The 12,822-nt window shown below is 65.7% G+C and carries 12 protein-coding genes and 1 tRNA gene; 5 read left to right on the top strand and 8 right to left on the bottom strand.

From position 1 onward, the window contains the following. From GM1_RS22540 to GM1_RS19740, 5 genes are all read right to left on the bottom strand, one after another. Positions 1-820, bottom strand: an 820-nt coding sequence (locus tag GM1_RS22540) for a hypothetical protein (protein WP_008381856.1), incomplete at its 3' end; no start/stop codon positions are given. A gap of 14 nt (positions 821-834) precedes the next feature. Continuing rightward, complete coding sequence (locus tag GM1_RS19755) at positions 835-1,452, bottom strand: MspA family porin (RefSeq protein WP_008381855.1); 618 nt, start codon at positions 1,450-1,452, stop codon at positions 835-837. Between the two features lie 722 nt (positions 1,453-2,174). Continuing rightward, positions 2,175-2,247 (bottom strand) — tRNA-Thr (locus GM1_RS19750). Between the two features lie 68 nt (positions 2,248-2,315). Further along, a complete protein-coding gene (locus tag GM1_RS19745; RefSeq protein WP_040520815.1) occupies positions 2,316-3,170 on the bottom strand; it encodes an arylamine N-acetyltransferase family protein in 855 nt (284 codons plus the stop codon). A 42-nt stretch (positions 3,171-3,212) separates the two neighbouring features. After that, positions 3,213-4,397, bottom strand: coding sequence for an NAD(P)-dependent malic enzyme (locus GM1_RS19740; RefSeq protein ID WP_008381851.1), 1,185 nt, complete (start codon positions 4,395-4,397; stop codon positions 3,213-3,215). A gap of 255 nt (positions 4,398-4,652) precedes the next feature. Between GM1_RS19740 and GM1_RS19735 the strand changes: the two genes are divergently transcribed. Further along, positions 4,653-5,285: a GntR family transcriptional regulator gene (locus GM1_RS19735; RefSeq protein ID WP_008381849.1), complete on the top strand. Its 633-nt coding sequence runs from the start codon at positions 4,653-4,655 to the stop codon at positions 5,283-5,285. Next, on the top strand, positions 5,282-6,535 hold the full coding sequence (locus GM1_RS19730; protein WP_008381847.1) for an MFS transporter: 1,254 nt from the start codon (positions 5,282-5,284) through the stop codon (positions 6,533-6,535). The genes GM1_RS19735 and GM1_RS19730 overlap by 4 nt, the downstream gene beginning before the upstream one ends. A gap of 96 nt (positions 6,536-6,631) precedes the next feature. Here the strand turns inward: GM1_RS19730 and galE are convergent, their stop codons facing one another. After that, positions 6,632-7,651: a UDP-glucose 4-epimerase GalE gene (gene galE, locus GM1_RS19725; RefSeq protein WP_008381845.1), complete on the bottom strand. Its 1,020-nt coding sequence runs from the start codon at positions 7,649-7,651 to the stop codon at positions 6,632-6,634. Next, complete coding sequence (rfbB, locus tag GM1_RS19720) at positions 7,648-8,667, bottom strand: dTDP-glucose 4,6-dehydratase (RefSeq protein ID WP_008381843.1); 1,020 nt, start codon at positions 8,665-8,667, stop codon at positions 7,648-7,650. The genes galE and rfbB overlap by 4 nt, the downstream gene beginning before the upstream one ends. Before the next feature lie 61 nt (positions 8,668-8,728). Between rfbB and rfbA the strand changes: the two genes are divergently transcribed. From rfbA to GM1_RS19705, 3 genes are all read left to right on the top strand, one after another. Beyond that, the gene (gene rfbA / locus GM1_RS19715; protein ID WP_008381842.1) at positions 8,729-9,604 is read left to right on the top strand and encodes a glucose-1-phosphate thymidylyltransferase RfbA; all 876 of its coding nucleotides are present in this window, start codon (positions 8,729-8,731) and stop codon (positions 9,602-9,604) included. Positions 9,605-9,606: 2 nt separating this feature from the next. Next, the gene (locus GM1_RS19710) at positions 9,607-10,191 is read left to right on the top strand and encodes a dTDP-4-dehydrorhamnose 3,5-epimerase family protein (protein WP_008381840.1); all 585 of its coding nucleotides are present in this window, start codon (positions 9,607-9,609) and stop codon (positions 10,189-10,191) included. Positions 10,192-10,291: 100 nt separating this feature from the next. After that, the gene (locus GM1_RS19705; protein ID WP_008381838.1) at positions 10,292-11,344 is read left to right on the top strand and encodes a 2,3-butanediol dehydrogenase; all 1,053 of its coding nucleotides are present in this window, start codon (positions 10,292-10,294) and stop codon (positions 11,342-11,344) included. A 62-nt stretch (positions 11,345-11,406) separates the two neighbouring features. On the opposite strand, the gene GM1_RS19700 is transcribed toward GM1_RS19705, so the two are convergent. Continuing rightward, positions 11,407-12,765: a M1 family metallopeptidase gene (locus tag GM1_RS19700; protein WP_008381837.1), complete on the bottom strand. Its 1,359-nt coding sequence runs from the start codon at positions 12,763-12,765 to the stop codon at positions 11,407-11,409. Positions 12,766-12,822 lie beyond the last annotated feature (57 nt).

Genomic DNA, 12,822 nt, shown 5'->3' with positions numbered 1-12,822 from the left:
GCCCTGACTTGCCGATCGTGCACGGGTTGACGCCGTAGCTGCATGAAACCAAAGCGGCACCGCGTTGTCTGCCCATGGCCTGCACATCGATCACGTTGTAGTCGTAGTCGGGGTAGCAGTTCCCCAAGCCGCCATTGTTCCGGTGATAGCCTTCTTCGCAGCCGCCGTACCATTTCCCGTGAGGGTCATCCGCGTTGTGGCGAAGCCCGTCCCCGGGGGACTTGGGGCCGTTTCTGAAGTTGACGTTGGACAAAGGATCTGCTGACGCTGAGGGGTCGCGTTTTGTTTGCGACTGCTGACCGACGGTCGTTGATGGCTGCTTTCGTTTCGGAGAGACCGGAACTGATGTTGTCTGTGGCTGCGTCCTAGAGGTATCGCTGCCCGAACCGATGGTCGGCTGTCCCACTCCGGGGTGTTGGATGTCACGGCGGTCGGTCGGATTGTTGAGATCTGGGCCCGAACTGTCGCTGGGTACTGTCGATTCTGGTGCGGTTGTTCCTGTGGGCGCTTCCGGTGGAGTTGTCGTCGGCTGTACGGTCGGCGGTGGTCCGTCGTTGTTTCCTCCGCACTTGTAGGGCACCGGCGGCTTGGGCGCGTCGCTGGGTTTCTTTCCTGGGTGTGATGCGGCCCAGGAGTTCTTCCATGCGTTGTTGTAGGCGGTGGTTTCGCGTTTGCAGCGTTCGGCCGGGGTTTCGGCGGATGCTGGTGCGAGTGAGATCGCGATCAGGACTGCTGCTGCGAGTGCAGTGAGCGCGATCAGGCCCGCCAGGAGCGTTCCCCGGTCGTGCCGCTCGCGGCCGCGGGAATGGTTCGTTGTCATGGTGTCGTTCCGGGTCAGATGCGGCTGGTGGGGCCGTGGTCGTAGTAGACGTAGACGCCGGTGTCGGTGGTGACGCTGATTTTGGCGTAGGGGCGGACGCTGATGGGTCCGAGGGCGTTGGTGGTGTTGAGTTCGATGCCGGACAGGACGATGTCGGCGGTCGGTTGGGTCAGGGCGATCTCGGCGAGGGTGACGGTGGTGATCTTGCCTGCGCCGACTTCGAATTCGAGGTCTGCCGACGGGATCACGGTCGCTTCAGCGCCGAGTTCGGCGCCGATCTCGCCGATGGAGCCTCCGCCGCCGCTGCCGGAGATGGTGACGTTGGGGGCGAGTTTGGCGTTGAGGCCGCCGGTCAGTTTCAGTTCGGGGGTGTGGGCGGTGACTTTCACGCCGTTGGGCGCGACGGAGACGGGGTACCCGATCTGGTAGCCGACCTCCACCGTCGCTCGAACGGTCTTGTCGTCGATGTTGCGGACGGCGGCGTGCACGTCCGAGAAGAGCAGTGCTTCGCCGGAGAACGGTGAGGAGTCCAGGGCGGGGATCTTCTTCGCTCGGAGCTTGGATGCGGTGAGGGTGATGTCGACACCTTCACGCGTGTGATGCGTCCGGGCATCGGCAGGTCCGGCGAGCAAACTTTAAGCCAACGCGAACACGGCGATGACGGCAAGGACGAGTGGTGTCGCGATGCGACGCAACATAGGTGACCCCCAAAGTCGGAACAGGCCAATCAGCCTGTGTAACAACCGCTCCCGAATCGGCGATACCTACTACAGATTCGGTGTGCGGTGGAAGCGTTGTGCTTCCGCAGGTGATTCCACCCGCCAGGCAACTATTCGGCAAACTCAAACTGGAAACTCGTGGCAGACGACCAGCTCAGCGGGTGTTTCCATTTGTCCGGTCCGGACACGGACCACGGTCCGTTTGGTTCATTGCGGTCTATTTCCGACATTCAGACGGTGAGTGTGGAGTCGCAGTACGCTCGCCACCATGATCGATGTCGAGCTCCACGGCGGCCCCACGGTGGACGCCAGCACAACGCCGTAGCTCTCGACGCCGTCCACAGTGCCGACGGTGATCCGCCGCGACGATGACGAGATGCCCGGTGGGCTGATGACGCCGTGACGGTGGCTTGGCCGTCACACCGCAGAGTCGCGGCTGCCTCTGTTCGAGTACGACAATGAGTAAGCTCCGGCCCTTCAATGAGGGGTCGGCGCTTACTTGGGTCTGGGGAGGCTAGTTCTCGCAGTCGTGCTTCCTGCCGGCGAAGCCGAACAACATGCGGCGGTGGCGTACGTTCGAGACGCCCAAAGAAACGACGCAGGCCAGAAGCGGTGTCTGGCCTGCGTCCGTAGAGAGCCGCCTAGGAGAATCGAACTCCTGACCTAGTCATTACGAGTGACTCGCTCTACCGACTGAGCTAAGGCGGCGTGCCGCCTGTGACAGGCAGCGGAGACGATGCTACCGAGTCGATGGGCTCAGGAGCAAAACGGGGTCGTCACTCGTCGCTCGACGACCGGCGTGCGGCCTCGATCTCGACGAGCGCCGCCGCGTCGTCGGAGGTCAGCGTGATGCCGAAGGTTTCGGCGAGGACATCGGGAACCTCGGGCGCTGGAACGCTGCGCGACGCAGAAGGGCCGTCGGGCTGGACAGTGGTCAGCGTGTCGCCGTCGAGAGTGTGGTGCTCGGCGGCGGTGAATTGCTGAATGAACGGCCGTGCCACAAACGGTGATCGCGGTGACGTCGACACGAAATGGTTGCCGACGCGGTAGTCGATCGGCGTCTGCGGTGTCAGCGTGAAGACGTGGCGGTCGATCCACTTCTCGTCGTGCTGCCACAGTGTCCACCGGTCGGTGCCGAACAGATCGCCGATCGGATCGGAGGACAGCCGGAAGCGCCAGCCGTCTTGATCGGTCTGTACCCCGTCCCGCAGTTCGATGGGGCCGAGGGGGCCTCGACCGAAACCGACGTCGCACAGGTAGCGGGTGCCGCTGACCTCCACGACGACCAGCGCGTGGGTGGCGGGACGACTCGTCCAGTCGGCACCGAGCGAGACTCGGCCGATGATCGGAGTGAAAGTGAATCCGAGCCGTTCCAACGCGGCGGCGAACAGGACGACATGCTCGAAGCAGTAGCCTCCACGTTCGGACCGGACCAGCTTCTGCTGAACCGACTCCAGGTCGAGCGGTATCCCGCGTCCCAGGATGATCTCCAGGTTCTCGAACGGGATCGACGTCGTGTGAAGCCGGTGAAGTTTCTCGAGGGTCTCCAGGGACGGCGACGGCTCGCCGTCAAAACCGATGCGCCGCAGATATCCGGGCAGATCGAGGTCGGTGCCGCTCCACAGTCCCATGACCGCCATTGTGCCCGGCCGGAACTGTGGAGCGCGAGGAGATTACTTGGTGACGCCCTCGGCGCGAGCTGCGTCGGCGACGGCCTTGGCGACGGCGGGTGCCACCCGCGGATCGAGCGGGCTCGGGACGATGTGGTCGGCGGCGAGATCGTCGCCGACGACGCCGAAGATCGCATCCGCGGCGGCCAGCTTCATGCCCTCGGTGATGCGTCGTGCGTCAGCGTCGAGGGCGCCGGCGAACACGCCGGGGAAGGCGAGGACGTTGTTGATCTGGTTCGGGAAGTCGCTGCGGCCGGTGGCGACGACGGCGGCGTGCTTTGCCGCGACATCCGGGTGGATCTCCGGATCGGGGTTCGACAGCGCGAAGACGATCGCATCGTCGTTCATCGTCGCGATGAAGGCCTCGTCGATGAGTCCGGCCGAGACTCCGAGGAACATGTCGGCGCCGTTCAGCGCCTCCGCGGCGCCGCCGGTGAGGGCGCGCGGATTGCTCCATGCCGCGAGGTCGGTCTTGAACTCGTTGAGGTCGGTGCGGTGGGCGCCGACGACACCCTTCGAGTCGAGCACCACGATGTCGGGGACGCCCGCGGCGCGCAGGATGTTCGCGCATGCCACACCGGCTGCGCCTGCCCCCGAGATCACGACCTTCAGGGTGGTGATGTCCTTGTCGAGGTGCGTGAGGGCGCCCTTCAGTGCGGCGAGAACGACGATCGCGGTGCCGTGCTGGTCGTCGTGCATCACCGGGCAGTCGAGTGCCTCGATGACGCGGCGTTCGATCTCGAAGCAGCGCGGTGCCGAGATGTCTTCGAGATTCACGGCGCCGAAGCTGGGGCGGAGACGGATCAGCGTCTCGACGATCTCGTCGGGATCGGTGGTGTCCAGGACGATCGGGATCGAATTGAGTCCCGCAAAGGTGCGGAACAGGGCCGACTTGCCCTCCATCACCGGGAGCGAGGCGCGTGGGCCGATGTCGCCGAGCCCGAGGACTGCCGTGCCGTCGGAGACGACCGCGACCAGTCGCTTGGTCCACGTGTACTCCTCGACCAGAGCCGCGTCCTTCGCGATAGCGCGCGAGACCTGAGCGACGCCCGGCGTGTAGGCGATCGAGAGTGCGCGCTGAGTGTCGATGGGCGCACTGAGTTCGACGGACAGCTTCCCGCCCTCGTGTGCGCGGAAGATCTCGTCGTCGGTGATCTGTGTGGGCTGCCCGGGTGCGGTGTTGGTCACGAACTTCTCCTAGACGTCCGGCCTCGACCGGACGCAACTCGACGAGTGATGTGGTCTACATCGGTGATGGTTCCGATGATTCTGTCACCGATGACGTCGCTGTGCCCGGTCAGGTGCCACGTGGCGGGAGTCCGCGTGAGCTGGTGTCGCGTGCCCGAAAGTTCCTCAATGGTCGGCGGCGTCCCGCTGGGCACCGGAGCACCACCAACCGTCTAAGGACTTTCAACACACGACACAAGGATCTATCATGTATCTATGACGTATTCAGCAGCGGATCGGGTGTATGCCGACGTGAAGGAGCTGATCCTCACTGGCGGTCTGGCCGGAGGCGAGCTCATCAGCGAGGGTGAGATCGCCGAGCGGTGCGCCGTCAGTCGTACTCCGGTTCGAGAGGCGTTCCTCCGTCTATCAGCCGAAGGCTGGATGCGCCTGTATCCGAAACGCGGGGCGCTCATCGTGCCGATCGGTGATCGGGAAGCGCGCGATGTGCTCGACGCGCGCGTCGCCATCGAATCCCACGCCGCACGGTCGGTTGTCGGTCGGCCTGCTGAACTGGCCCAGCTCAGCGAACGCCTGCGCGACAATCTCGCGCAGCACGCCGACGTGAGCAGGTCGGACACGGCGGAGTTCGCTCGTCTCGACGCGGAGTTCCACCAGCTGATCGTCGCCGCCGGCGGGAACGCGATCCTCAGCGAGGTCTACGTCTCTCTCAGAGAGCGACACCGCCGCATGACGGCGAGCCGACTGCAGGCAGGGGCCGCCGTCGCTGACACCATCCTCGACGACCACGCTCGTCTGGCGGAAGCGATCACCGACCCGGAAGCGTTCACCGAACTCCTCATCACGCACCTGTCGACCGTCCACGACCTTCCAGGAGGACTCCGATGAGCCGATCACGCATCACCGGCTGGCCCGCGGTCTCGCTCGCCGTCTTCGCCGCGGCCTGGGGAGGCAACGAGTTCACTCCGCTCCTCGTCATGTATCGCACGACGTCGGACATGTCGGCTGTCGCGGTCGACCTGCTCCTGTTCACCTACGTGCTCGGCATCGTCCCCGCGCTGCTGATCGGCGGACCGTTGTCGGACCGGCTCGGACGCCGCCCGCTGATGCTCCCGTCCCCGGTGATCGCAGCGGCCGGATCGCTGCTGCTGGCATTCGGAGCGCACTCGGTTGCGCTCCTCGCCGTCGGTCGGGTGCTCAGCGGGATCGCGCTCGGCCTCGCGATGGCCGTCGGCGGCAGCTGGATCAAAGAACTGTCCGACCGTGACGGTGCGACAGCCACCGCGGGCGCACGGCGCGCCGCACTGTCGCTGACTTCGGGATTCGGCATCGGCGCAGGTCTGGCGGCGATCCTGGCGCAGTGGGCGCCGTGGCCGAACCAGCTGTCGTACGCGGTCAACATCGCACTCGCCGTGGTCGCGTTCGCGGCTCTGCTGCGTGCTCCTGAATCACGCGCCGCCCAGGACTCCGGACGGACGCTGCGGGAGGATCTGTCGATCCGGTCGGCGAAGCACCCCCGGTTCTGGGTGATGGTCGCTCCCGTCGCGCCGTGGGTGTTCGGCGCGTGTGCGGTCGCCTACGCGGTGATCCCGGCGTTCATGACGGAGAAGACGTCGAGCTGGTCCATCGCCTTCGCCGGGCTCTGCTGCGTCGTCGGCCTCGCCGCAGGCTTCGGCATCCAGACCCTCGGCAAGCGCTTCGACAAGCCCGGATCACCGCGGATCATGGTGATCGCTTTGAGCTTCGTGGTCGTCGGCCTCGCCCTTGCTGCCGCGGCGTACACGACACTGTCGATCCCGCTCGCGTTGACCGCGGCGGCGGTTCTCGGATGCGGCTATGGGATGGCGTTGATCGCCGGTCTTCTCGAAGTCCAGCGAATCGCCCGGCCGAGTGAGCTCGCCGGACTGACTGCGGTGTTCTACAGCCTGACCTATCTGGGCTTCGCGTCACCCGCAGCGATGGCGGCTGTCACTTCGGCGTTCCCGTCGATCGACTACCCGGAGATGTTCGGCTTCGGGATCGCCATGGCCGTCCTCGCCGTGGTCGTCGTGGTGATCGGCAACCGCACCTCGATCGCAGGCCCGCACACCGTCCGCCCACGTGAGACCGCGGTCGAGTTGGAGTCGGTGGACGCCTGACCTTCGGCCCGCCCCGCTGCTCCTTGAGCGAGCTTCGGTCCTACTGCTCCTTGAGCGAGCATGCGAGTCGAAAGGCGCTCAAGGAGCAGCGGGGCGTCAGGCGTCGGGGAAGCCGTTGGGGTTCTTCGACTGCCACCGCCAGGTGTCGGCGCACATGTCGTCGATCGTGCGGATCGCTTTCCAGCCGAGCTCGTCGTTGGCCTTGGAAGGATCGGCCCAGTAGGCGGGGAGATCGCCCGGTCGGCGCGGAACGATCTCGTAGGGGATGTCCCGTCCGCTGGCGCGGGAGAACGCGTTGACCACGTCGAGCACGGAGACGGCCGACCCGCTGCCGAGATTCCACACCGAGAGCGGATCGTCGCCCGCCGCAATGGTGTCGAGCGCCGCGAGATGTCCCGACGCGAGGTCTTCGACGTGGATGTAGTCGCGAACACCGGTGCCGTCGGGAGTGTCGTAGTCGTCGCCGAACACCGACAGCTTCTCGCGCCGTCCGACGGCGACCTGCGAGACGAACGGCATCAGGTTGTTGGGCAGACCGTTGGGATCTTCACCGATCTCGCCGCTCGGGTGTGCACCCACCGGGTTGAAGTAGCGGAGCAGGGCGATGCGCCATGAGTCGTCCGCGACTGCCACGTCGCGCAGAATCTGCTCGATCATCACCTTGGTCCACCCGTACGGATTGGTGGCCGACGTCGGCATGTCCTCGGTGCGCTCACAGATCGGATTCTCGCCGTACACGGTGGCCGATGAGGAGAACACGAACGTCCGGACACCGTGACGGTCCATCGCCTGCAGTACCGACAGCGCGGTGTCGATGTTGTTGCGGTAGTAGGAAATCGGCTTGGCGACCGACTCTCCCACGGCCTTGAAGCCGGCGAAGTGGATCACGGCGTCGATGTCCTCGGACGCGAACAGACCGTCGGTGGCCTCCTCGTCGGTCAGATCGACCGTGTACACGGTGACGGGTTTCCCGGACAGGGACACCAGCCGCGAGATGATGCTGGGCTTGGCATTGCTGAAGTCGTCGGCGATCACCACGTCGTGGCCTGCGGCGAGAAGCTGCAGGACGGTGTGGGAGCCGATGTAACCTGCGCCTCCGGTGACGAGGACTCTCATCGTGCTCCTTCGGGGTCGATGGTCTGTTGGGTCTCTGCGTACGAGCGTTCCACGCCGTCCTTGACGCCCGCCCACCAGTCGCTGTGCGTCCGGTACCAGTCGACGGTCGCGGCGAGGCCCGCCGAGAAGTCGGTGTAGGCGGGTGTCCATCCGAGTTCGGTGCGCAGCCGAGTGGAGTCGATGGCGTATCGGCGATCGTGGCCTGCGCGGTCGGTGACGAAGTCGAATGCGTCGCGGGGCTGCCCGAGCGCTTCGAGGATCGCTTCGACGACGGTCCGGTTGTCGACTTCGCCGTCGGCGCCGATCAGGTACGTCTCACCGGAGACGCCGCGGTCGATGACGGTCCAGACGGCGTCGTTGTGGTCGTCCACGTGGATCCAGTCGCGGACGTTGCGGCCGTCGCCGTACAGCTTGGGCCGCACGCCGGTCAGCACGTTGGTGATCTGCCGAGGGATGAACTTCTCCACGTGCTGGTACGGGCCGTAGTTGTTGGAGCAGTTGGAGATGGTCGCGGTGATGCCGAACGATCGGACCCAGGCGCGGACCAGCAGATCGCTGCCCGCCTTGGTTGAGCTGTACGGGCTGGACGGGTTGTATGCGGTCTCTTCGGTGAAGCGAGCGGGATCGTCGAGGTCGAGGTCGCCGTACACCTCGTCGGTGCTGACGTGGTGCAGTCGGACACCGTGGCGTCGAACCGATTCCAAGAGCGTGTACGTCCCGACCAGGTTGGTCTGGACGAACGACGACGGGTCGGCGAGCGAGTTGTCGTTGTGCGACTCGGCTGCGAAGTTGACGACGAGGTCCGTCTCGGCGATCAGCGGATCGACCACGGTCGCGTCGGCGATGTCGCCGCGCACCACCCGGATGCGGTTGGCGACGGGTGCGAGAGTCGTCGGGTTGGCGGCGTAGGTGAACTTGTCGAGGACCGTCACTTCGACGTCGGGCCGGGTCGCGAGGGTGCGGAGGACGAAGTTCGCTCCGATGAACCCGGCCCCGCCGGTCACCAGAACACGCATGAAGGATCTCCGTAAAGTGTGGCTTCGAATAGTGCTTCAACTGTACCGATAGGGTTGGACCATGCGCGGAATCATCCTCGCCGGTGGCACCGGGTCGCGTCTGCACCCGATCACGCAGGGCGTCAGCAAGCAGCTCGTGCCGGTTTACGACAAGCCGATGATCTACTACCCGCTGTCGACCCTGATGCTCGCCGGGGTGCGCGACATCCTCGTCGTGACCACTCCGCACGACAGTGCGTCATTCCAGTACCTGCTCGGCGACGGATCGCAGTTCGGCGTGCGCATCACGTACACGGTGCAGCCCGAGCCGAAAGGCCTCGCGCAGGCGTTCGTCCTCGGCGCCGATCACATCGGCGACGACACGGCGGCACTGGTCCTCGGTGACAACATCTTCTACGGCCCCGGACTGGGCAGTCGCCTGCAGGGGTTCGGGGACGTCGACGGCGGAGCGATCTTCGCCTACCGCGTCGCCGATCCGACGGCGTACGGGGTCGTCGAGTTCGACGCCGACGGAACGGCGATCTCCCTGGAGGAGAAGCCGACCGAACCGAAGTCGCGGTACGCGGTGCCCGGCCTGTACTTCTACGACAACGACGTCGTCGACATCGCACGCGGTCTCGAGCCGTCGGCGCGCGGCGAGTACGAGATCACCGACGTCAACGCCGAGTACCTGCGGCGCGGCAAGCTGAACGTGACGGTCCTGCCGCGGGGCACAGCGTGGCTCGACACCGGTACCTTCGACTCCCTGCTCGACGCCGGGAACTTCGTCCGCACCGTCGAGGAGCGACAGGGTCTGAAGATCGCCGTGCCCGAGGAGATCGCGTGGCGACTCGGCTACATCGACGACGCTCACCTGCGCGACCGCGCCGAGGCACTCGTGAAATCGGGGTACGGCGCATACCTGTACGACCTGCTCGACCGTGGACGGGAGCTGTAGACGTGAAAGTTCGCGAACTGTCGATCGCGGGAGCGTGGGAGTTCACGCCGGTCCTGCACGGTGATGACCGCGGCGTGTTCCTCGAGGCGTTCAAAGCTGACGTCCTGTCCGACCTGATCGGCCACCGTTTTGAACTCGCACAGGTCAACACGTCGGTCTCGGCGGCGGGCGTGCTGCGCGGCATTCACTTCGCCGACGTCCCGCCCGGGCAGGCGAAGTATGTGACGTGCAGCGTCGGCGTCATCCTCGACGTGATCGTCGACATCCGCGTCGGCTCGCCCACCTTCGGACGGTGGGACGCCGTGCTGCTCGACGACGTCGACCGCAAGGCCGTGTACTTGTCAGAAGGGCTCGGTCACGGTTTCTGCTCGCTGGCCGACGGCTCCACGGTCACCTATCTGTGTTCCACCGGCTACAACCCGACCGCCGAACACGGGGTGAACCCACTCGATCCCGATCTGGGTATCGAGTGGCCGACGGTCGGCCGCGACGGCACCCCGCTCGAGTACGAACTCTCGGCGAAAGACGTCGCTGCGCCCTCTCTCGCTCAGGCCGCCCTCGACGGTCTGCTCCCCACTTTCCGCTGACTTCCCCGCGCGGTGACTGCTCAGTGGGACAGCGGGCGCCGCGCCGATCGCCCACCGGCCAGAATCCCCTCAACGGTCGTTCGACGAGGAGGTTCCCGCCATGAAGTCATTGTTGCTGTACGGAGCGCACGACGCGCGTGTCGTCGATGTCCCCGAACCGGAGGCGGGCCCGGGGCAGGTCAAGATCCGCGTCGAATGTGCGGGCATCTGCGGAAGTGACCTGTCGCTGTTCGAGTACTCGCCGATCCCGAGCGACTTCGTCCATCCGCTGCTCTGCACTCAGGGGCCGCACGCGTTGGGCCACGAGTTCGCTGGACGCGTCGTCGCCGTCGGTGACGGAGTCGACGACCTTCCGACCGGCACGTTGGTCGCGATCCGTCCGAATGTGTTCGACGGGACGTGCGCGGCGTGTTCGAGGGGCGAGGTGAATCTCTGTGAGAACGGCGGGTTCATCGGCGTCTCCGGGGGCGGGTTCAGCGAGTACGTCGTCGCCGGGCGTGATGCGGCGTATCCAGTTCCGGAAGAACTCGGCGCGGAGGTCGCCGCGATGATCGAGTCGACGGCGGTGGCGTGGCACGCGGTGAAGCAGTCCCCTGCGAGCGAAGGTTCGAGTGCGCTTGTTATCGGTGCGGGTCCCGTCGGGCTGGGGCTGGTGGCGTGCCTCAAAGCCCGCGGCGTCTCGACGATCCACGTCAGCGAACCGAGCGCGGCCCGTGGACGCCTCGCTGCCGACATGGGTGCGGTGGTGCACGATCCGACGGTCGACGACGTCGTCGCTCGGCTCAACGCCGACGGAGGCGTAGACGTGTCGTTCGACGCGTCTGGCGTGGGGCAGCCCACCTACGACACCGCTCTGCGGGCGTTGCGGCCAGGTGGAACCTCGGTGGTCGTGGCCATGTTCCACGACACGGTTCAGGTCAATCTGCAGGAGTACATGGTCTCGGAGAAGAAGCTGATCGGCTCTATGGCGTACACCGCTGACGACTTCGCCGAGGTCATCGATGCGGTCACCTCGGGAGTCCTCGATCCGCGGCCGCTCATCACCGGTCGGATCGTACTCGACGACGTCGTGTCGCAGGGACTCGAGCATCTTCTGGGCACCGGGCGAAACACCGAGGTCAAGGTCCTCGTCTCACCGGGTGACGTCGACTGAGCATTCTCGTGCCGCAACGTCGGCGACGATTTCCGGTACCACGACGGAAAACGTCGCCAACGTCAGGCGTGCGGCCGGAGCGTCGGGAACGGCGGCAGTTCGACCGTGTACAGCCAGTCGCGCCAGATGTCGCCGAGCGGAGCCGCGGTGAACGTCGACGCGAGCGCAACGAAGTCCTCGGTGGTGGCCGTGCGGTATCGGTACTTGTCCGTCCACCGGTGCAACAGCGCGAAGAACTCGCCGTCACCGATGCGCAGGCGGAGTGCATGCAGAGTGATTGCGCCGCGCTTGTACAGCCAGTCGTCGAACATCTGCGCAGGTCCGGGGTCGGCAAGCGGTGTGGTGAACCGAGTCTGCCGCAGCTTCTCGTAATAGTGGCGGGCCCATTCGTCGGCCGAGCGGCCCCCGCTGTGCTGGCTCCAGAGCCACTCTGAATAGCAGGCGAAACCCTCGTGCAGCCAGATGTCCTGCCAGCGTGCGCACGTGACTGAGTTGCCGAACCACTGATGAGCCAGTTCGTGCGCGATGAGCCGCTCGTGGTCGAGCGTGCCGTCGCAGTGGTTGGCGCCGAAGGTCGAGAAGCTCTGGGCCTCCAGCGGGATGTCGAGTTCGTCGTCGGTCACGACGGCGGTGTACTGAGCGAACGGGTACGGCCCGAACATCTCGGTGAACGCGTCGACCATCTTCACTTGGCGGGCGAAACTCACGGTGAAGTTCGACGCCAGGCGCTTCGGGAAGAGTGCGTGGACGGCGACGTCGCCTGTGGACAGTTCTCGCCGCTCGTACTGGCCGATCTGGATGGACGCGAGGTACGTCGACATCGGTTCCACCTGGTCGTACACCCATGTCGTCATCGCGGCGCGGCGCTGCTTCGACACGAGCCGGCCGTTCGCGAGGGCGTAGTAAGGACTGTCGGTGGTGATCTCGATGTGGAACGGGGCCTTCGCTTCAGGATGGTCGTCGCACGGGAACCATGACGACGCGCCGTTCGGTTGGTTCGCGCACAGAGCCCCGTCGTCGAGTTCTTCCCATCCCACCGTGCCCCACTGACTGCGAATCGGTCGCGGGTTTCCGTTGTAGCGCACCACGACGGTCATCGCCCCGCCCGGCGGGATCGGTTCGCTCGGGGTCACCGACAGCTTCCCGGTGCGGTGCGAGAACCGGACGCGGGCGCCGTTGACCGTCACGCGATCGACGCGCAGCGATGCCGCGAGGTCGAACGTGAAACGGGTCAGGCGCTGGTACGACGTCGCGGTGATCGTCGCGACTCCGGCGAGGCGATTGCTCGAGACGCGGTAGTCGAGCACCAGTGCGTAGCGTGAGATGCGGTACCCGAGGTTGCCGGTCCGCGGCAGGTACGGATCGAGTTCGTGGTGGCCGCCGGTCAGCGTCGGCTCCTGCGTGTTCCGTTTGCTCGGCACTACCTCTCCGTCTGTCGTTCGCGGTCGGCGTCAATGCTACCGGCGAGACGGACCGAC

This window comes from Gordonia malaquae NBRC 108250, from assembly GCF_000344135.1.
Lineage (GTDB): Bacteria > Actinomycetota > Actinomycetes > Mycobacteriales > Mycobacteriaceae > Gordonia > Gordonia malaquae.
The sequence above is the reverse complement of the archived record's forward strand: the minus strand, read 5'-3'. Positions and strand labels throughout refer to the sequence as shown.